General features: G+C 71.7%; 15 protein-coding genes and 1 pseudogene. 5 read left to right on the forward strand and 11 right to left on the reverse strand.

All coding sequences use genetic code 11. The features are described 5' to 3' along the window. From HC022_RS07650 to HC022_RS07665, 4 genes are all read right to left on the reverse strand, one after another. On the reverse strand, nucleotides 1-715 hold a 715-nt coding region (locus tag HC022_RS07650), incomplete at its 3' end, for a DHH family phosphoesterase (protein WP_175583501.1). A gap of 124 nt (nucleotides 716-839) precedes the next feature. Beyond that, a complete protein-coding gene (glpX, locus tag HC022_RS07655; protein WP_008885180.1) occupies nucleotides 840-1,805 on the reverse strand; it encodes a class II fructose-bisphosphatase in 966 nt (321 codons plus the stop codon). Between the two features lie 538 nt (nucleotides 1,806-2,343). Continuing rightward, nucleotides 2,344-3,630, reverse strand: a complete 1,287-nt coding sequence (locus HC022_RS07660; protein WP_167452017.1) for a homoserine dehydrogenase — start codon at nucleotides 3,628-3,630, stop codon at nucleotides 2,344-2,346. Nucleotides 3,631-3,887: 257 nt separating this feature from the next. Continuing rightward, nucleotides 3,888-4,193: a hypothetical protein gene (locus HC022_RS07665; RefSeq protein WP_167452018.1), complete on the reverse strand. Its 306-nt coding sequence runs from the start codon at nucleotides 4,191-4,193 to the stop codon at nucleotides 3,888-3,890. 99 nt (nucleotides 4,194-4,292) lie between these two features. On the opposite strand from HC022_RS07665, the gene HC022_RS07670 reads away from it, so the two are divergent. Continuing rightward, on the forward strand, nucleotides 4,293-4,883 hold the full coding sequence (locus HC022_RS07670; RefSeq protein ID WP_167452019.1) for a TetR/AcrR family transcriptional regulator: 591 nt from the start codon (nucleotides 4,293-4,295) through the stop codon (nucleotides 4,881-4,883). A 19-nt stretch (nucleotides 4,884-4,902) separates the two neighbouring features. Here HC022_RS07670 and HC022_RS07675 read toward each other — a convergent pair whose 3' ends face one another. Then, nucleotides 4,903-5,334: a c-type cytochrome gene (locus HC022_RS07675; RefSeq protein ID WP_008884865.1), complete on the reverse strand. Its 432-nt coding sequence runs from the start codon at nucleotides 5,332-5,334 to the stop codon at nucleotides 4,903-4,905. Between the two features lie 142 nt (nucleotides 5,335-5,476). Between HC022_RS07675 and HC022_RS07680 the strand changes: the two genes are divergently transcribed. Then, entirely contained in the window at nucleotides 5,477-5,911 is a 435-nt protein-coding gene (locus HC022_RS07680) for a DMT family transporter (protein WP_167452020.1), read from the forward strand. Nucleotides 5,912-5,923: 12 nt separating this feature from the next. On the opposite strand, the gene HC022_RS07685 is transcribed toward HC022_RS07680, so the two are convergent. Next, complete coding sequence (locus HC022_RS07685; RefSeq protein WP_167452021.1) at nucleotides 5,924-6,367, reverse strand: helix-turn-helix domain-containing protein; 444 nt, start codon at nucleotides 6,365-6,367, stop codon at nucleotides 5,924-5,926. 156 nt (nucleotides 6,368-6,523) lie between these two features. Here HC022_RS07685 and HC022_RS07690 point away from each other — a divergent pair. After that, nucleotides 6,524-8,702: pseudogene (locus HC022_RS07690) on the forward strand (heavy metal translocating P-type ATPase). Between the two features lie 159 nt (nucleotides 8,703-8,861). Continuing rightward, complete coding sequence (locus HC022_RS07695; protein ID WP_167452022.1) at nucleotides 8,862-10,418, forward strand: D-aminopeptidase; 1,557 nt, start codon at nucleotides 8,862-8,864, stop codon at nucleotides 10,416-10,418. Nucleotides 10,419-10,422: 4 nt separating this feature from the next. Here HC022_RS07695 and HC022_RS07700 read toward each other — a convergent pair whose 3' ends face one another. Next, on the reverse strand, nucleotides 10,423-11,106 hold the full coding sequence (locus HC022_RS07700; RefSeq protein ID WP_008885420.1) for a GntR family transcriptional regulator: 684 nt from the start codon (nucleotides 11,104-11,106) through the stop codon (nucleotides 10,423-10,425). 166 nt (nucleotides 11,107-11,272) lie between these two features. Between HC022_RS07700 and HC022_RS07705 the strand changes: the two genes are divergently transcribed. Continuing rightward, on the forward strand, nucleotides 11,273-13,000 hold the full coding sequence (locus HC022_RS07705; protein WP_217703919.1) for a thiamine pyrophosphate-binding protein: 1,728 nt from the start codon (nucleotides 11,273-11,275) through the stop codon (nucleotides 12,998-13,000). A gap of 18 nt (nucleotides 13,001-13,018) precedes the next feature. Here the strand turns inward: HC022_RS07705 and HC022_RS07710 are convergent, their stop codons facing one another. From HC022_RS07710 to HC022_RS07725, 4 genes are all read right to left on the reverse strand, one after another. Next, nucleotides 13,019-14,065, reverse strand: a complete 1,047-nt coding sequence (locus tag HC022_RS07710) for a siderophore-interacting protein (protein ID WP_167452023.1) — start codon at nucleotides 14,063-14,065, stop codon at nucleotides 13,019-13,021. After that, a complete protein-coding gene (locus HC022_RS07715) occupies nucleotides 14,062-14,832 on the reverse strand; it encodes an ABC transporter ATP-binding protein (protein ID WP_167452024.1) in 771 nt (256 codons plus the stop codon). The genes HC022_RS07710 and HC022_RS07715 overlap by 4 nt, the downstream gene beginning before the upstream one ends. After that, entirely contained in the window at nucleotides 14,829-15,803 is a 975-nt protein-coding gene (locus tag HC022_RS07720; protein ID WP_167452025.1) for an iron chelate uptake ABC transporter family permease subunit, read from the reverse strand. Before HC022_RS07720 ends, HC022_RS07715 begins: the two co-directional genes overlap by 4 nt. Beyond that, the coding region (locus HC022_RS07725) for an iron ABC transporter permease (RefSeq protein WP_217703921.1) at nucleotides 15,800-16,789 on the reverse strand (990 nt) is incomplete at its 5' end. The genes HC022_RS07720 and HC022_RS07725, both read right to left, overlap by 4 nt.

Raw genomic sequence — 16,789 nt, forward strand, 5'->3', positions numbered from 1 at the left:
CCAGCGCCACGAGATCGAGCATCGACATCAGGTCCGGCCCGCGCGCGCCCGCCTCGCGCAGCTGCCGCCCGCATTCCACCAGCATCAGGAACACCACGGCGGCGGCACAGAGATGCGCCAGCGTCCCGTCCTCGTCCTGCCGGTTGGGGTTCACCACCGCGACGCAATCGGGCAGCGTCTCGCCGCCAAGGTGGTGGTCGAGCACCACCACGTCGGCCCCCGCGGCGGCGGCGATGGGCTCGTGCGAGAGCGTGCCGCAGTCGACGCAGACGATCAGGTCATGCGCCCTGGCAAGCTGCTGCATGGCGGGCACGTTGGGTCCGTAGCCCTCGTCGATGCGGTCGGGGATGTAGAGCGTCGCCTCGCGCCCCATCTGGTGCAGCCAGTCGATCAGCAGCGCCGCCGAGGAACCGCCGTCGACGTCGTAATCGGCAAAGACCGCGATGCGCTCGCGCCGCTTCACGGCCTCGAGGAAGCGCGCGGCGGCGGTCTCCATGTCGCGCAGCCCGCGCGGGTCCGGCAGCAGTTCGCGCAGCTTCGGCTCGAGATAGCCCGGCACCTCCGCAGGCTCGACGCCGAGCCGCGCCAGCACCGCGCACAGCGCCCGCGGCTGGCCGGTCTGCTGCGCCATCGCCTCGGCCTGCCGCTCCTGCTCCACGCCCGGCCCGACCCAGCGCCGACCGTTCAGTGAGCTCTCAACCCCGAGATATGACATGCCATCGTCCCCTTGCCTCAGCGCAGACCGGATAACGCAGAAAGGCGGGAAACGGAACGCCGCTCCCCGCCTTTCATGTTGTCCACGATCCCCGGCCGGACGGATGCCCCGGCCGGGCGCCCGATCACTCGAACGGGTTGCGGTAGATCACCCGGCGCACGGAGCCGGTCTTCGAGCGCATCAGGATGGTCTCGGTGGTGATCCAGCCCGGCTCGCGCTTGATGCCCGAGAGGATCGAGCCGTTGGTCACGCCGGTGGCGGCGAAGATCACGTCGGCGGTGACCATCTCGTCACGCTTGTAGATCTTGTCGAGATCGGTGATCCCGGCCTTGGCGGCGCGGGCCTTCTCGTCGTCGTTGCGGAACAGCAGCTTGCCGTACATCTGGCCGCCCATGCACTTGAGCGCGGCCGAGGCCAGCACGCCCTCGGGTGCGCCGCCGGACCCCATGTACATGTCGATGCCGGTCAGGTGGGACTCGGCGCAGTGCATGACACCGGCCACGTCACCGTCGGTGATCAGGCGGATGGCGGCACCGGTGGCGCGCACTTCGGCGATCATCTCCTCGTGGCGCGGACGCTCGAGGATGCAACAGGTGATGTCCGACGGTTTGCAGCCCTTGACCTTGGCCAGCGCCTCGACGCGCTCCGTGGGGGTCATGTCGAGCGTCACCACGTCCTCGGGGAAGCCCGGCCCGATGGCCAGCTTTTCCATGTAGACGTCGGGCGCGTGCAGCATCGAGCCGCGCGGCCCCATGGCAATCACCGTGAGGGCGTTCGGCATGTCCTTGGCGGTGAGGGTGGTGCCTTCCAGCGGGTCGAGCGCGATGTCCACGCCCGGGCCGTTCCCGGTGCCGACTTCCTCGCCGATGTAGAGCATCGGCGCCTCGTCGCGCTCGCCTTCGCCGATCACCACGACGCCCTTGATGTCGAGCTTGTTGAGCTGGTCGCGCATGGCGTTGACCGCGGCCTGGTCAGCGGCCTTCTCGTCGCCGTGGCCCACGAGCTTGGCCGAGGCAATTGCAGCCTGCTCTGCCACCCGGGCGAGGCCGAGCGACAACATGCGGTCGTTGAAATCCTTGGGGATCGACATCGAGACTTCCTCTGAAATGGCTGTCGTTCGGGGTGTAGCCCGCACAACCCTGAGCCACAAGGCCGGTGACGCTAACGCCCCTGCCTTATCGGCAGAACGCACACACCCGCCCGAAAGCGCAGCTCCACGCCGCCCCGCTCCTCACCGCACCGCCCTTCGAACCGGAACCGGACATCCCCCATACCGGCTGCACACCCCGACACGGCCCCCACCCTTCAACTTGCCGGACAAACACCCGGGGGTGAGGCGCACAGCGCCCCCTGCTCGTCCGTGGCATGCAACGTCCAGACCCCAATGGGCCGTTCCATCTCCACCCGCCTCCGGAGGGCCGTCTCTCCGGCGAAAACCGCCTCCCCTCCCGCGCAACCCGGCCCCTTCATCTTGCCGGATAAACTCCGGGGGAGTCTCCGCAGGAGACGGGGGCAGCGCCCCCTTCCGCCCTCGCCACAAACGCGGCGCCAGACACAGCGCCCCGCACCTGCAACAGCAAACACCAGGGACCGGCACCCGCCAGCCCCCGACGCTCACCTTCCGGGGATCAGACCTGCTCGATGCGCAACGCCACCGGGTCGCCGATGACGACGCCGGTGCCCGGCATCGCCGCCAGCGCCGTGTCGAGCGCCGCGCGGGTGGTCTTGTGGGTCACGATCAGCACCGGGGCCGCCTCGTTGACGTGGTCGTACTGGCGCATGCGGTGGATCGAGACCCCGGCCTCGCCCAGCGCCGAGGCGACCTTGGCGAGCGCCCCCGGCTTGTCGGCCAGCGCCATGCGCAGGTAGTAGGGCGCGGGGGTCGTGGCCCTGGCCGCGACCGCCTTCACCAGCTTGCTCGCAGGGGCCCCGAAGGTGGTAACGCGGGTGCCGCGCGCGATGTCGAGCACGTCGCCCATCACCGCGCTCGCGGTCGGGCCCTCGCCCGCACCGGCGCCGCGCAGCACGATCTGGCCGACCTGGTCACCCTCGATCACCACCATGTTGGTGCCGCCGTCGAGCTGGCCCAGCGGCGAGGTCGCGGGCACGAGGCAGGGCGACATCGACTGCTCGAGCCCGCGCCCGGACATGCGGCACACGCCCAGCAGCTTGATCTTGTAGCCCATGTCCGCGGCCTGGCGGATGTCGTCGATGCTCACCCGGCCGATGCCCTCGAGCTCGACCCCGTCGAAGGCCACCTGCGTGCCGTAGGCGATGGCCGACAGCAGCGACAGCTTGTGGCCGGCGTCGATGCCCCCCACGTCGAGCTCGGGATCGGCCTCGAGATAGCCCAGCCCGTCGGCCTCGGCGAAGGCCTCGTCGTAGCTGAGCCCGCCGCTTTCCATGCGGGTCAGGATGTAGTTGCAGGTGCCGTTCATCACGCCCATGACGCGGGTCACCTCGTTGGCGGCAAGGCCCTCGGTCAGCGCCTTGATGACCGGGATGCCGCCCGCGACCGCCGCCTCGAAGCGCAGCACGCAGCCGTTGGCCTCGGCAAGCTCGGCCAGCGCCTGGCCGTGGTGGGCGAGCAGCGCCTTGTTGGCGGTGACCACGTCCTTGCCCGCCTTCAGGGCCGCCTCGACCGCGGCCTTGGCCGGGCCGTCGGAGCCGCCCACCAGCTCGACGAAGACATCCACGTCGTCACGGGTCGCGAGCATGACTGGGTCGTCCTCCCAGCCGTAGCTGTCGAGCGGAACGCCACGGTCCTTGTCGCGGTTGCGGGCGGAGACCGCCGAAATCGCGATGCCGCGGCCCGAGCGATCCTTGAGCAGCGCCGCCTTCTGGCGCACGATCTTGACGACACCGGCACCCACGGTGCCCAGGCCGGCGATCCCGAGACGGAGGGGGTCAGACATGGGCGGGTTCCTTCTTGCTGTTGTCTCGATGCGTTCAGGTTGCCGGAGGGCTTATCTGCATGGCCCGCCCTGTGCAACGGGATCAGCGTGGCCATCGCCGAAATCCTGGGGCGGAGCCTGTCGCGGAGGCGGTCCCTGCGGGACCGGAGGGGGCGCTGCCCCCGTCTCCTGACGGAGACTCCCCCGGGATATTTCCTGCCAGAGGAAGACAGGGGGTTGGTCGGCCCGAGTTTTTGCGTACCAGAATGGCAGCGTGGTCACTCGGGCAGGGTGACGCCGTCGTCCATCCGGGTGCGGTCGGTTGCGGGGACCACCGGGCCCTGCAGCGCCTCGGCGCGGGCGCGAAGCCCCGAGACCCGGCCCTCGATCCCGGCGCGCATCTCTGGCGTGGCCCGCGGTTCGGCGCCCCGCACCAGCGCGTCGAGCGGCAGGATCGCGGGGAACGGCGCGTATTCGGTTCCCGGGGTGCGGGCGGCGTCGAGCTCGGGGAACTGGGCGCAGCCGCTTTGCGTCGCCAGCGCGGCGACGAGGGTCAGGCAGGACAGGCTGGTCGAAAGGCGCATCGGCGGGTCCGTCTTCGGTCTGTCACCCTCTTGCCGCAGTCGGCGGCGCGGGGCAAGCGCAACGCTTGATCTGAACGGTTGTTCATATAACCTCGTGCCATGGCCCGCACCCAAGGTTCGCATTCCGACATCACCGGTCCGCGCGTCCGCGACGCGGCGCTGAGGTTGTTTGCGCAGTACGGATATGCCGCCGTCTCGATGCGGCAGATCGCGCGCGCTGTCGGCGTGCAGGCGGGCGCGCTCTACAACTACACACCCCCAAAGCAGGCGTTGCTGTTTTCGCTGCTGCGCGGCCACATGGACGAGCTGCTCGAGGCGTGGGAGGCGGCGCCCCGCCCCGAGGGCGCGGTGGCGCGGCTCGAGGGCTTCGTGCGCTTCCACATCCGCTTCAACCTCGACCGGCCCGAGGCGATCTTCATATCCTACATGGAGCTGCGCAACCTCGAGCCCGGGAATTTCGCGGTGATCGAGGCGCAGCGGAAGCGCTACGAGAGCGCGCTCGAGGAGATCCTGCGCGACGGTCAGGCCGAGGGCGCCTTCTCGGTGCCCGACACGCGGCTGGCGTCGTATGCGCTCATCGCCATGCTCACCGGGGTGAACACCTGGTACCGGGCGGGCGGGCGGCTCTCGATCGAGGAGGTGGCGGACATCTACTGGGACATGGTCCGCAAGTCCGTCGCCATCGGCTGAGCCCGCCCCTGCCCCGCGCTCAGCGCGTGGCCTGGATCGACTCGAGGTATTCCAGCAGCGCCACCATCTTCCGCGGCGTCGGCGTCATCACCCCGTCGCCGGTGTCGAGCGGCACGAGGTCGCCCTTCAGCAGCTCGCCGAACTCGGGCATACTGGGCCCGTCGAGATCGGACCGCGCGTAGCCGTCGATCATCGAGAGCACCTTCGCCCGCGGGAAACTGTCGCCGTGGCGCAGCGCGATGAGTGTCAGGTCCTTGGGCGGCGTCGACATCGCCCGCGCCATCTCGCCGTCGCCCCTGGCGCTCTCGCCGTGGCAGACCGAGCAATATTCCAGGAACAGCGCCCGTCCGTCGCTGGCCTCGGGCATCTCGTCCCGCGTACAGGCCGCCACCGCGAGGATCGCCCCAAGCACCGCCACGGGCCAAAGCCCGCCTGCCAGTCGTCCCGTCATTCCCGTCTCCCTGCTCGTGTCTTTCCCTCTTCTCTCGCCCGCGCGGCAGGCCAGATCAACCCCTCGCGTCACGCGGGACGGCAGGGGATGACATTCCCGCATCGCAAGGTCATGGTGCCGGCACGTTTCCGGAGGAGTCCCGATGCCAGTCCACGCGCTGACCATGCTTGCCGCCGGAATCGGCATCCCGATTCTCGCGGCGCTGAACGCGCGGCTCGGCGCCTTCATCGGCTCGCCCGCCGCCGCCGCGGTGATCCTGTTCTGCGTGGCGCTCGTCGTGGCGCTGGTGACCATGTTCGTCATCGACCCCCGCCCCATCGCCCGCGCCGTGGAGGCGCCGCGGCACCTGTTCCTCGGCGGCATCTTCGTCGCCTTCTACGTGCTGAGCGTCACCTTCATCGCGCCGCATTTCGGGGTCGGACGGGCGATCTTCTTCGTGCTGGTGGGACAACTGCTGAGCGCCGGGATCATCGACCATTTCGGCCTTTTCGGCGCGCGCACCGTGCCGCTGACCCTGAACCGGGCGGGCGGCATCGCGCTGATGGGCATCGGCGTCTGGCTGGCCCAGCGCGGCTGAGACCCGCACCGCTCAGGCCGCGGGCATGCCGTGCCCGGCACCGCCGTGGTCGGTGAGGCATTCGCCGTGGTCGCGCAGCACCTCGAGCACCCGGCAATCGGAGACCGCACCGCCGGAGCACTCGCCGATCATGCGCTGAAGCTCGGTCCGCAGCGCCTCGAGCCGGACGATGCGCGCCTCCACCGCCCGCAGCTGCTTTTGGGCGATGGCGTCGACGTGGCTGCAGGAATGGTCGGGCGTGTCCGACAGGTCCAGAAGCTCGCGGATCGCCTCGAGCGAGAAGCCCAGATCGCGGGCGTGGCGGATGAAGGCCAGCCGGTCGAGATCAGCATCGCCATAGCGCCGCTGCCCGCCGCTGCTGCGGCCCGGTTCGGGCATCAGGCCGATCTGTTCGTAGTAGCGGATGGTCTGCACCTTGCTGCCGGTGCGTCGCGCCAATGCGCCGATGGTCAGCATCTGTTGACTCCCTGAAAGCTACATGGATTGTAGCTTTCGACGTCCGGAAAGGCAATTCCGCGGGCCGCGAAGATTTCTTCAGAAACCCCTTGAAGCTACAGTCGCCATAGCTCCTATCTTGCCTGTCGATCGGAACAGACTCACGGACCGGACGATATGACCACCTCTTCGACACAACTTCACGAATGGCGCGTGACCGGCATGGACTGCGGCTCCTGCGCCGCCAAGGTGCGGGGGGCGGTCGAGCAGCTGCCCGGCGTCGCCGAGGTCGATGTCGCCCTGATGACCGAGCGGCTTAGGCTGCGGCTCGACGAGGCCCAGACCCGGACCTCCGAGATCGAGACGGCGGTGCGCGGCGTGGGCTTCGGCATCGCTCCGCGCGGGGCGCCGCCCCAGCGGGAGAAGGGCGCCTTCGTGCTGCCGGACGGCGCGCCGCCGGTCGCTTCCGACACGCCCGAGCCCGACGTCGCCCCTGACACCCCCGCGCCGCAGCGGTGGTACCAGAGCCGCAAGGGCCGGATGCTGCTTGGCACCGGCGCGCTGCTGCTGCTGGCCTGGGCCATCGAGCTCAGCATCGGCGGGGCGCCAGCGCACTGGGCCTTCGCGCTCGCCACGCTGCTGGGCCTCGCCCCGGTCGCGCGTACGGCGCTTGCGCTGGCGCGCGCGCGGATGCCCTTCACCATCGAGATGCTGATGACCATTGCGGCACTCGGCGCGCTGGTCATCGGTGCCGCCGAGGAAGCGGCGCTGGTGGTCTTCCTCTTCGCCCTCGGCGAGATGCTCGAAGGCCTCGCGGCGGGCAAGGCCCGCGACGGCATCCGCGCGCTCGCCGACCTCGTGCCGCGCACCGCCCGCGTGGTCGTGGGCGCGCGCATCCGCGAGATGCCCGCCGCCGGACTGTCGGTCGGACAGGTGGTGCAGGTGCGCCCCGGCGACCGCGTGCCCGCCGATGGCACCGTCGTCTCCGGACGCTCGGGGCTCGACGAGAGCCCGGTCACCGGCGAGAGTGTCCCGGTGCTCAAGGAGCCCGGCGCCGAGGTCTTCGCCGGCTCGATCAACACCGAGGCCGAGCTGCGCGTGTGCGTCAGCCGCGACGCCGAGGACAACACCATCTCGCGCATCGTGCGGCTGGTGGAAGAGGCCGAGAGCGCCCGCGCGCCCACCGAGCGATTCATCGCCCGCTTCAGCCGCTGGTACATGCCCGCCATCGTCGTCGTCGCGGCGCTGGTGGCGGTGCTGCCGCCCATGGTCGCGGGCGGCGCGTGGGGGACATGGATCTACCGCGGCCGCGCGCTTCTGCTGATCGGCTGCCCCTGTGCGCTGGTGATCTCGGTGCCCGCCTCCATCGCCTCGGCGCTCTCCGCCGGGGCGCGCCACGGGCTGCTGCTCAAGGGGGGCGCGGTGATCGAGGCGGCGGCGCGCACCACGCTGGTGGCCTTCGACAAGACCGGCACGCTCACCGAGGGGCGGCCGCAGGTCACGGCACTTGCGCCGCTTGCGGGCAGCGAGACGGAGCTGCTGCGCATCGCCGCCGGGGTCGAGACCGGCGCCAGCCACCCCCTGGCGAAGGCGATCCTCGCGCGCGCCGAGGCCGAGGGGCTGGAGCCGCCCGCCGCCACCGAGGCCTCGGCCATCCCCGGGCTCGGCGCCACCGCCTCCGTAGAGGGCCGGCGCTGGACCGTCGGCGCGCCCCGGCTCGCGTCCGAGACCGGCGTGCTGAGCGCTGGCGCCCGCGCCCGGGCCGAGGCGCTCGAGGCCGAAGGCCAGACCGTGGTCGCGGTCTTCGCCCCCGGCACGCGACGAGCCCCGCCCCGACGCCGCCCCCGCTGTGGCCGAGCTTGCCGCCATGGGCGTCGGCAGCGTCATGCTCACCGGCGACAACGCCCGCACCGCCGAGGCCATCGCCGCGCGCATCGGGCTCGGCCACCGCGCCGGGCTGCTGCCCGAGGACAAGGTGACAGAGCTGGGCAAACTCACCCGTGACGCACGGGTGATGATGGTCGGCGACGGTATCAACGACGCGCCCGCGCTCGCCACCGCCCATGTGGGCATCGCCATGGGCTCGGGCACCGACGTGGCGCTCGAGACCGCGGACGGCGCGCTGCTGCGCAACCGCGTGACCGACGTGGCGGCACTGTTGCGGCTGTCGCGGGCGACCATGGCCAACATCCGCCAGAACGTGGCCATCGCGCTCGGGCTCAAGGGGGTCTTCCTCGTGACCACGGTGCTGGGGCTCACCGGGCTCTGGATCGCCATCCTCGCCGACACCGGCGCCACGGTGCTGGTGACGCTGAACGCGCTGCGGCTGCTGGGCTACCGCCCCGGCGGCCGCTGACGCTGCCGGGAAAGCCACGACCGAGCGGTGAGGATTCGGGCGCTTTGCCTGCCGAACAGGCAAAACCGTCGCCTCTGCTCCGCCCCTGCCCGGTTGCGCTTTCGCCGCCCCGCGCGGTTCGCTACCGATCCGGGCAAGACCAGACGCGAGGATCCGACCATGCCCGACATCGACCACACCCGTCTCGACGCAGCCCTCGACGCGCTGCCCAAGGCCCATCCCGGCCCCGGTGGCGTCGCGGGGGTGATGAAGGACGGCCAGATCGTGGCGGCCCGTGCCTGGGGCTATGCCAGCCTCGAGACCGGGACGCCCCTGTCGACCGCGACCCGGCTGCCGATCTGCTCGATCTCGAAACAGTTCACCTGCGGCGTGCTGCTGGCGACGGTGGGCGACCCGGCAAAGCTCGACGCGGGCGTGGCCGACTTCCTGCCGCGGCTCGAAAGCCCGCTGCCCACGGTGAAGCAGCTCTGCGACAACCAGTCGGGGCTGCGCGACTACTGGGCGCTGACCATCCTTCAAGGCGCCAAGGCCGAGCAGACCTTCCGGCGCGAGGACGCCCTGCCGCTCATCGCCCGGATGAAGACCGGTCATTTCGCGCCCGGCACCTCGTATTCCTACAACAACAGCAACTTCCGCATGGTCGGCGAGCTGATCGAGCGCGCCACCGGCGAGACGCTCGAGACGCTCTACCAGCGCCACATCTGGGGCCCTGCCGGCATGACCGGTGCCGAGCTCACCGCCGACACCCGCCACCCGGCGGACGGTGTGACCGGCTACGAGGGCAGCGACGCGACCGGCTTCTTCCCCGCCGACAACGGCATCTACTGGCGCGGCGACGCGGGCATCTCTGCCTCGCTCGACGACATGCTGGCCTACGAGGCGTGGATCGACGCCACCCGCGACAATGCCGAGAGCCTCTACCGCCGACTTTCGGTCGCGCCCAGCTTTGTCGACGGGGCGCCCGCGTCCTACGGGTACGGGCTGTCGCATGAAGAAATCGGCGCCGCCGCCTTCACCGGCCACGCCGGCGCCCTGCGCGGCTTCCGCGCCTATCGCATGAACAGCCGCGAAGAACGGCTTTCGGTGGTGGTGCTCTTCAACCACGAGGGCAGCGCCCATGGCGCCGCGACCCGGCTGGCGCTCGCGGCGATGGGCAAGGATGCGCCCGAGCCCGCCCCCATCGCCCAAAGCTGGGACAGCCAGTGGCTCGACACCGAGCGCGGAATGCTCGCGCGGATCGAGACCGGCCGCCGTACCGCCACGCTGCAATACGGCACCGGCGACGCGGAGCTGACCTGCGACGGCGAGGCGCTGCGCTCGGACGGGCTGGTGATCACCCGCGCGGGCGACGGGCTCACCATGCTGCGCCCCGGCGAGAACACCACGCGCAGGCTCACGCCCCTGCCCGAGATCGCCTTTGCCGACGGCGCCGAGATCGCGGGGCGCTACCGGTCCGACGAGCTCGATGCCGAGATGGAGATCGAGGCCCGCGACGGCGGTGTCTACGCGGTCTTTCGCGGCATGTTGGGCGAGGGCCGGCGCGAGCGCATGGCGGCGGCGGGCAAGGACGTGTGGCGGATCGCGACGCGGCGCTCGATGGACGCCCCCGCCCCCGGCGACTGGACGCTGGTCCTCGGCCGCAACGCGGCGGGTGCGGTCAGCGGCGCGACGCTGAGCTGCTGGCTCGCACGCGGCGTGGCCTACACGAGGCTCTGAGCGCTCAGCCCGCGCCCAGCATGTGGACGTGACCGTAGGCCGCCCGGATGGCGGCCACGATCTCGTCGTTGCGGTGCAGGATGTGCTCGCGCATCAGCGCCATGGCGCCCACGGCATCGCGGGCCCGCACCCGGGCGAGGATGTCGCGGTGCTGCGACTGGGTCCCGGCGCGGCGCCCGTCCATGGCGATCCAGCGCACGAGGTGGATGCGGTCGTTGAGATTGGCCAGCATCCCCCGCATCACCGCGTTGCCCGCCAGCCGGGCGAGCGTGTCGTGGAACCCTATGTCGAGCTCGATCAGCCGGTCGACCGAGGCGTCGGGGGTCTCGGCGATGCTCTCGTCGAGGAACCCCGCCAGCGCCTCGAGCCCGGCCTCGGTGGCGCGCTCGCAGGCCAGCCGGACGATGGCGCATTCGAGCTCGAGCCGGGCCTCGAAGAGGTCGGTGACCACGTCGACCCGCAGGTCGGGGACCGAAAAGCCCCGCGTGCCCTTCTCGAGCAACCCTTCGGCCACCAGCCGGTTCAGCGCCTCGCGCAGCGGCGTGCGGCTGGTGTTGAGGCGCTCGGCCAGCGCCACCTCGTTGAGTTTCTGCTTGGGCAGCAGCGCAAAGCGCAGCAGCAGCTCGCGCAGCTCGGCATGGGCCCGGTCGGCGGCCGAAACCGCAGTGCCTTCGCCTGTCTCCGCCATCGCCCTGCCCTCGCCCATGGTTGAATTCCGGCCTGTATGCAGTGCGCCTCCCCGGCCCGTCAAGCACCGCCACCCCCGTGCAAAAGGCGGTTGCGCGGGGCTGGCGCTGCGTAGTATTCCGCCCTGTATACAGAAAGTGATGCAGACGATCAGGGAGCGAAGGGTGATGGCGGAGACAGGCGGGATCCAGACGGACGGGCGGCTGAGCAACGACAGCGTGACCGGCGCCGAGGCGGCGGTGCTGTCGCTGGCGCAGCACGGGGTGCGTCACGTCTTCGGGCTCTGCGGCGACACCAGCCTGCCGTTCTACGACGCGCTCGCCCGGCTCAACCACGGCATCACCCACGTGCTGTCGCGCGACGAGCGCTCGGCGGGCTACATGGCGGATGCCTATGCCCGGGTGACCGGCCGGGTCGGCGTCTGCGAGGGCCCCTCGGGCGGCGGCGCGACCTACATCCTGCCGGGCGTGGTCGAGGCCAACGAGAGCTCTTCGGCCATGGTCTGCATCACCTCGGACGTGCCGGTGACCGCGCGCGGCCGCTACCCGCTGACCGAGCTCGACCAGACCGCGATGTTCCGGCCGCTCACCAAGACCGCAACCACGATCGACCACGTTGACCAGATCCCCGACGTCTTCCGCAAATCCTTCCGCGCCGCCACCACCGGACGCCCCGGGGCCGCGCATATCGGCCTGCCCTACGACCTGCAGAAGCAGACGCTCGACCCCGAGCGGATCTGGGCCCAGCCGCGCCACGCCAGCTTCCCCGCCTACCGCGCCGGGCCGGATCCCGAGACCGTGGCCGAGGCGGCGGCGATCCTGCGCGCGGCGAAGGCGCCGGTCTTCATCGTGGGTGGCGGCGCCATCATCAGCGGCGCCATGGAAGAGCTCGACGAGCTTGCCACGCTGCTGAGGGCGCCGGTGGCCTCGACCGTCTCGGGGCACGGGGCACTGTCGGACCTGCACCCGCTGGCGGTGGGGGTCGTGGGGGCCAACGGCGGCACCGACGAGACCCGCGAGGTGGTGCAGGCCGCCGACACCGTGGTCTTCGTGGGCTGCCGGGCGGGGTCGACCACCACCGAGCACGGCAGGGTGCCGGGCCGCGGTGTGCCGGTCATCCACATCGACATCGACCCGATGGTGGTGGGCGCCAACTACCGCTGCGACGCGGGCATCGTGGCCGATGCCAAGCTGGCGCTGAGCGCGCTCATCGAGGCGCTGCGCGACGCCGACCTCGCCTCGGGCGGAGAGCTGGCCGCGACGCTCGACGACATGCGGGCGCGCAAGTTCGCCATGTTCGACCGGCTCGCCCGCTCGGACGACCGGCCGGTCCGCCCCGAGCGCCTGCTGGCGGCGCTGCAGACCCACCTGCCCGAGGACGGCATCATCGTCGCCGATCCCGGCACCCCCTGCCCCTATTTCTCGGGCTACTACCGCTTCCCCAGGGCCGGGCGGCACTTCATCACCAACCGCGCCCATGGCGCGCTCGGCTTCTCGCTCTCGGCGGGGATCGGCGCGTGGTACGGGCGGCCCGACGCGACGGTGGTCTCGGTCATGGGCGACGGCAGCTTCGGCTTCGCGGTGGGCGAGATGGAGACCCTCACCCGCCTGAACGTGCCGCTCAAGATGGTGGTGATCTCGAACGCCTGCTTCGGCTGGATCAAGGCCAGCCAGAACGCGGGCTACGGCTCGCGCTACTTCTCGGTGGATTTCTCGCGCACCGATCACGCGCGCATCGCCGAGGCCTACGGCATCAGGTCCTGGAGCGTCAGCGATCCGGCGCAGGTCGACACCGCCGTGCGCGAGGCGCTGGCCCATGACGGGCCCGCGCTCATCGACATCGTGAGCCAGGTGCTTCAGGACACCAACGTACCGGTCTCGGCCTGGATGGGCTGAGCGCCTGCGCGCGGGGGCTCAGGCGCTCCAGTAGGCCGAGAAATAGCCGCGGTCGCGGGGCAGGTCCCAGTGCTTGCGGAAATGTGCCCGCGCGGTGCGCACCAGCCCCTGCTCGGCGGCGACCCAGACGAAGGTGTCCGCCTCGGGCTTCGGCTCGGCCAGCAGAAGATCCGCGAGGCTCTCGCCGCGGCCGCGGGTGATCCAGTTGATCTCGACGCCCTCGGGGCGTGGCATGTCCTGGCGGTTGCCCGCAGCGGCAAGCTCGATCAGCCCCTTGCCACGGCGCGCGGGCGCCGAACGGGCGAGAATGCGGCGGATCCCCGGCAGCGCGGTCTCGTCGCCCGCCATGAGCAGCACGTCGCCCGCCGGGAAATCCCCGCCGCCCGGCCCCATGACCGCCACCTGCGTGCCGGGCGTTGCGTGGCGCGCCCACTCGGTGGTGCGCCCGCCGTCATGTTCGTAGACGTCGAAGGTGAAGCGCCCGGCCTCGGCGTCGAGTTCGACGAAGGTGTAGGCGGCGCGGTGCAGCGTATCGTCACCCTCGGGCCAGGCGGTGCGCCCGCGCGGGTCGATGCGCGGCCAGACCGGGGCGCGGCCCTCGGGCGGCAGGATCAGCGAGAAGTGCATGCCGCCCACCGACAGCGCCTCGATGCCGTCGCAGGCCATCTCGACACGCAGAAAGCTGGCGCCGACGCGGGCGACCGAGCGCACGGTGGCGAGGTGGAAGTTCGGCGGCACGTCGGTCTCGGGGGTGCCGCCCTCCCAGACCAGCGCCGCGCCGGCCTCGGGGAAGACGTGGTCGAGCAGATAGGCCACGCTCTCGCGCATCTGGTAGAGGTGCAGGGCGCTGGCGGCGGACACCACCACCGAGAGCCCCTCGGCGCCGGTGCTCAGCACCACGTCCGAGGCATCGTAGCGCACCGCGATGCCGGTCTCGCGGCGGGCCACCCGGTCGGTGAACTCGCGCACCTGGGCCTCGACGTGGTCGAGCAGGTCCGAGGGCAGCGTGCCGGCGAAGCGGGCAGTGCTGGTGACGGGGAAATCGCGGGAGGGGGAATGCTTCATAGCGGACACACCATGGGTTTGCCGGTGACGGGATCAGGTTCGACGCGCGCGGCGAGGCCAAAGGCGCGTTCGAGGTTGTCGGGGGTCAGGACGGTCTCGGGCGCGCCGGTGGCGACGAGCCCGCCGCGACCGAGCAGCACCAGCACGTCCGAGAACCGCGCCGCCATGTTGAGGTCGTGCAGCACGCTCACCACGGTGAGGCCGGTGTCGCGGTTGCGCTGGCGCAGCAGGCTCAGCACCTCGAGCTGGTGCACGAGGTCGAGAAAGGTGGTGGGCTCGTCGAGCAGCAGGAGCGGCGTGTCCTGCGCCAGCACCAGCGCGATCCACGCCCGCTGGCGCTGACCGCCGGACAGCTCGTTGAGCGGGCGCTCGGCCAGATGGGTGAGCTGCACCGCCTCGAGCGCGCGGGCGCAGGCGGCGGCATCCTCCTCGCGCCACGGCGACAGGAAGCCGCGCCACGGCGTGCGCCCGCGCCGCACGAGGTCGCCCACGGCGATGCCGTCTGGCGCCAGCGGATCCTGCGGCAGGATGGCGAGCCGGCGGGCCAGCTTTCCGCTGTGGCTGGCGTGGATGTCGTCGCCCTGCAGCAGCACGCGGCCGGATGCGGGCTCGATGAGCCGCGCCAGCGTCTTGAGCAGCGTGGACTTGCCGCAGCCGTTGGGGCCGAGGATGGCGGTCACCTTGCCTTCGGGGATCTCGAGGTCGAGCCCGTCGATGACGGTGCGGCCCTCGTAGCCGATGGTCAGCGCCTCTGCAGTCAGGCTCATAGTTTTCCCCTGTCCATTTCGCGCGACAGCCGCCACAGCAGGTAGGGCGCGCCGAGGATACCGGTCATCACCCCGACCGGAAGCTGGATGCCCGGCAGCGCCGAGCGGGCGACGAGATCGGCGAGCATCAGCACCAGCGCTCCGGCCCCCGCCGCCGCGAGCAACCGCCCCGCGACGCTGGTGGCACCGGTGATGCGCGCGCCCAGCGGACCCGACATCAGCGCCACGAAGGGCACCGGCCCGGCCTCGGCGACGCCGGTCGCGGCGAGCAGCACGCCGGTCGCGGCAAGACCGCGGCGCACAGCCTCGACCCGCAGGCCGAGCCCGGCGGCGAGGTCGTCGCCAAGTTCCAGCGTCTCGAGCAGCCGCGCCTGCCCCAGCGCCGCCAGCAGCAGCGCCGCGCCCGGCAGCCAGACCTGCGCCACGTGGCCCCAGTCGCGCGCCGCGAGCGAGCCGGTGACCCAGCGCTGCGCCTCGGCGGCTTCGGCCTGCGGCAGCAGCGTCATCAGGAAGTTCGACAGCGCCGAGGTGAAGAACCCCATGCCGAGCCCCACGAGGATGATCGAGAGCGGCGGCGTGCGGTGGCCCCTGCGCCAGGCGATGCCGGTGACCAGCAACGCGGCGAGGATGCCCCCGGCGGCGGCGACCAGCGGCATCGGCGCCACGAGGCCGAAGGCGATGGAGACCACCACCGCAAGCCCCGCGCCCGAGGTGAAGCCGAGGATGTCGGGCGCCGCCAGAGGGTTGCGGAAGAGCGTCTGGAACAGCGCCCCCGAAAGCCCGAGCACGGCGCCGGCGCCAAGCGCGGTGCCCACGCGCGGGCCGCGGATGGTGCCGATCATCAGCGCCGCCGGCCCCTCGCCGGTCACCAGCCCCTGCCAGAGCGCACCGGGCGCCAGCGCCACCTGCCCCCAGAGCAGCCCGGCCACGGAGCCCGCGACCAGCAGGATGATCAGCAGGGCGCCCCTCATGTGGTCGCCCCCGGGCGGATGCGGCGCGCGATCCACAGGAACACCGGCCCGCCGATCAGCGCGGTCATGATGCCGGCGCGGATCTCGGAGGGGGCCATGAGCAGCCGTCCCAGCGTGTCGGCAAAGGTCAGAAGCGCCGCCCCCGCCATGGCCGAGACCACCATCTCGGCCCGCAGGTTGTGGCCGCTCACCAGCCGCGCCAGCGGCGGCACCATGAGCCCGAGAAAGGCGATGGGCCCGGCCACGGCCACGGCGGCGCCCGTGGTCAGCGTGACCACCAGCAGCGCCCCGGCCTGCACCCGCCGCGGGTGGGTGCCGAGCCCGCGCGACAGCGCCCCGCCGAGCGACAGCGCCTCGATGCGCGGCGCGATGACCAGTGCGATGATCCCGCCGAACGCGGCCACCGCCGCCATCGCCCCCAGCGGCCGGGTGGTCGCCTGAGTCAGCGAGCCCGCGACCCAGAAGCGGAACACGTCCAGCGTCTCCTGCCGCACCAGCGCCACCGCCGAGACCAGCGACAGCAGCAGCGCGTTCAGCGCCGCCCCTGCCAGCGTCAGGCGCACCGGCCCCACGTCGCCGCGCAGGCCCCCGCCCAGCGCGAAGACCGCGATCGAGGCCAGCGCCGCGCCGGGAAAGGACAGAAGCGCGACCACCGCCTCGTCCGAACGGCCGAGCAGAGAGGTCCCGAGCAGCAGCGCGAAGGCGGCGCCGGCGTTGACCCCGAGGATGCCGGGATCCGCCAGCGGGTTGCGGGTGAGCGCCTGCATCACCGTGCCCGCGACGCCCAGCGCCGCGCCCGCGATGATCCCCGCCATCAGCCGCGGCAGCCGCACCGCCACCAGCGTCACATGCGCCGGGTCGGACGGATCGAAGGCGAGAAGCGCCTCGAGATAGACCGAGGGCGCAAGCGCGCGCGCGCCGATGGTCAGCGACCCCAGCGCGCAGAGCACGAGCACGACTGCCACCCAGAGCATCCGCATCAGGGG

The organism is Salipiger sp. HF18 (genome assembly GCF_011806505.1).
Taxonomy (GTDB): Bacteria; Pseudomonadota; Alphaproteobacteria; order Rhodobacterales; family Rhodobacteraceae; genus Salipiger; species Salipiger thiooxidans.

Bases quoted from the DNA above. Each gene is read 5' to 3' on its own strand.
- HC022_RS07710 (WP_167452023.1), bottom strand. From the start codon at position 14,065: ATGAAGCATTCCCCCTCCCGCGATTTCCCCGTCACCAGCACTGCCCGC.
- HC022_RS07670 (WP_167452019.1), top strand. From the start codon at position 4,293: ATGGCCCGCACCCAAGGTTCGCATTCCGACATCACCGGTCCGCGCGTC.
- HC022_RS07705 (WP_217703919.1), top strand. From the start codon at position 11,273: ATGGCGGAGACAGGCGGGATCCAGACGGACGGGCGGCTGAGCAACGAC.
- HC022_RS07715 (WP_167452024.1), bottom strand. From the start codon at position 14,832: ATGAGCCTGACTGCAGAGGCGCTGACCATCGGCTACGAGGGCCGCACC.
- HC022_RS07665 (WP_167452018.1), bottom strand. From the start codon at position 4,193: ATGCGCCTTTCGACCAGCCTGTCCTGCCTGACCCTCGTCGCCGCGCTG.
- HC022_RS07675 (WP_008884865.1), bottom strand. From the start codon at position 5,334: ATGACGGGACGACTGGCAGGCGGGCTTTGGCCCGTGGCGGTGCTTGGG.
- HC022_RS07680 (WP_167452020.1), top strand. From the start codon at position 5,477: ATGCCAGTCCACGCGCTGACCATGCTTGCCGCCGGAATCGGCATCCCG.
- glpX (WP_008885180.1), bottom strand. From the start codon at position 1,805: ATGTCGATCCCCAAGGATTTCAACGACCGCATGTTGTCGCTCGGCCTC.
- HC022_RS07695 (WP_167452022.1), top strand. From the start codon at position 8,862: ATGCCCGACATCGACCACACCCGTCTCGACGCAGCCCTCGACGCGCTG.
- HC022_RS07685 (WP_167452021.1), bottom strand. From the start codon at position 6,367: ATGCTGACCATCGGCGCATTGGCGCGACGCACCGGCAGCAAGGTGCAG.
- HC022_RS07700 (WP_008885420.1), bottom strand. From the start codon at position 11,106: ATGGCGGAGACAGGCGAAGGCACTGCGGTTTCGGCCGCCGACCGGGCC.
- HC022_RS07660 (WP_167452017.1), bottom strand. From the start codon at position 3,630: ATGTCTGACCCCCTCCGTCTCGGGATCGCCGGCCTGGGCACCGTGGGT.
- HC022_RS07720 (WP_167452025.1), bottom strand. From the start codon at position 15,803: ATGAGGGGCGCCCTGCTGATCATCCTGCTGGTCGCGGGCTCCGTGGCC.